The 2,075-nt window shown below is 49.4% G+C and carries 3 protein-coding genes; all 3 read right to left on the reverse strand.

Annotated elements, in window-relative coordinates; all coding sequences use genetic code 11:
• The coding region (locus OEY64_13305) for a hypothetical protein (protein MDH5543920.1) at positions 1-349 on the reverse strand (349 nt) is incomplete at its 3' end.
• Between the two features lie 4 nt (positions 350-353).
• Complete coding sequence (gene lysA / locus OEY64_13310; GenBank protein MDH5543921.1) at positions 354-1,607, reverse strand: diaminopimelate decarboxylase; 1,254 nt, start codon at positions 1,605-1,607, stop codon at positions 354-356.
• Positions 1,608-1,850: 243 nt separating this feature from the next.
• On the reverse strand, positions 1,851-2,075 hold a 225-nt coding region (locus OEY64_13315), incomplete at its 5' end, for a transposase (GenBank protein ID MDH5543922.1).

Raw genomic sequence — 2,075 nt, forward strand, 5'->3', positions numbered from 1 at the left:
TTCCCGCGCCGGTCTCTATCGCAAGAGTCGTCTTCTTGCTTATTTTCCTATCCCTGATGAACATGGCAAAACATCGTATACCGTTGCCGCACATCTCGGCCATTGAGCCGTCGCTGTTGTAGAGTTCCATCTTGAAATCGGCCTGAACAGCTCCGCGCCCCTTTGCCGCGCTTGACAGTTTCGACGCTTTCCTTACCACCATAAACTGATCGAAGCCTATCCCGTAGTGCCGGTCGCCAAGCTTCTTGAGCAGAGACGCACCAAACTTAAACTTTCCCGCGCGGTCATCAATTATCACGAAGTCGTTGCCTAGTCCGTGCCACTTGGAAAATTTTACTTCTCTTGCCATCTCTCTACTCCGCGAACCTTTCGCCATGAATAAGGTCGTCCCAGCTCTCTCTATCGCGAATGATGAAATACTTGTCACCCTTTACCATGATCTCCGGGACGCGCCGTCTGGAATTGTAATTCGACGACATGGTAAAACCGTAAGCCCCTGCGCTCATCACTGCAAACAGTTCATCCTTTTGAAATTCAGGGAGCACTCTCTCCTTCGCGAGAAAGTCGCCCGATTCACATATTGGTCCTACCACATCAACCTCTACCTTTTTTCTGTTTATCGATTCCTGCAAGACCGGCTGAATAGTCTGATGCGCGTTATATAGCGATGGCCTTACCAGGTCGTTCATACCGGCGTCCGCTATGTAGAAGTTCTTCCCTTCGTTCTTCTTCGTGTAGAGAACACGCGACACCAGCACACCTGCGTTACCGGCAATCAGGCGGCCCGGCTCAAATACGATCGTGCAACCGCTCCCTTTCAGAACCGGCACGATCTCTTTCGCCAACTCTTTCGGGAGAGGGGGCGCTTCATCCTTGTAAGGTATGCCAAGGCCTCCACCGATATTTATATATCTGATATTGATATTATTCTCTCTTAACTTCTCAACGAAGGCAAGGAGTCGCGCGAGCGCGTCGACAAAGGGGGATATCTCGGTTATCTGGCTCCCTATATGCTGATGGACGCCGATTATCTCGATGTTGTTCATTCGCGACGCAAGGAGATACTCTTCAAGCGCGGTATCGATATTGAAACCGAACTTGTTTGATTTAAGACCTGTGGAGATATACGGATGAGTCTTCGGATCAACGTCAGGGTTTACCCTGAGAGCAACCTTCGCTTTCGTACCTACGCGCGATGCGACTTTATCGATAGTGAAAAGCTCCTGGGAAGATTCTACGTTGAACATTAGGACTCCGCTGTTCAGCGCGTACTCGATCTCCTCTTCTGTCTTGCCGACACCCGCGTATACTATCTTCGATGGCTCTGCCCCCGCTTTTAGGGCGCGGAAAAGTTCGCCGCCGGATACGATGTCGCATCCCGCACCCGCCTTTATCAGCTCGTTAAGAACCGCGATATTCGAATTCGCTTTTACAGCGAAGCAAATCAGCCTGTCGATATCCTTGAACGCATCGTCAAAGACCTGAAAATGCCGAGTGAGTGTGTGCTGGCTGTAGCAGTAAAAAGGGGTGCCGACTTCGGCGGCAATTTTTTCCAGCGGTACATCCTCGCAATGAAGGGAACCGTTTTTATATTCAAAATCGTGCACTGTTTTTCTCCATAAAACAAAGAATAAGAGACGTTATTCTACATCCCTGCGTCATAAGTTATCAACAGGGTTTGTAGTATCCGCATGGTGGCAGTTTGCGGACCGGTTTCGATACTTACATTGTGGCTGGGCAGATTTTCCCTGCCCCTTCCCTCTCCTGTCACCCCCGTGCAGAGGAGGATCTGGAAAATATATGACACCACAGGATAATTTTCCCAATCGGATCATCCGTAAAAGGACCTGTTATTTTTCCCAAGGTTCAATGTGCGATCTCGACGGACCGCACGATTTTCTTTTCATATTTTCACGGTCGTATTCCCATTGCGCCGGGTTGTCCGCGATGTATTGACGTATGCTGTCCAGCGCCTTGTTATTTCGTATGACATGTTCATAATAATTTCTCTGCCATACAGGGACACCGGGGGTTTGTCGCCGTACGTTAATCCGCTTTGCGGAGAATGTTTTAAG

Source organism: Nitrospinota bacterium (assembly GCA_029881495.1).
In the GTDB taxonomy this organism is placed as follows: Bacteria; Nitrospinota_A; UBA7883; order JACRGQ01; family JACRGQ01; genus JAOUMJ01.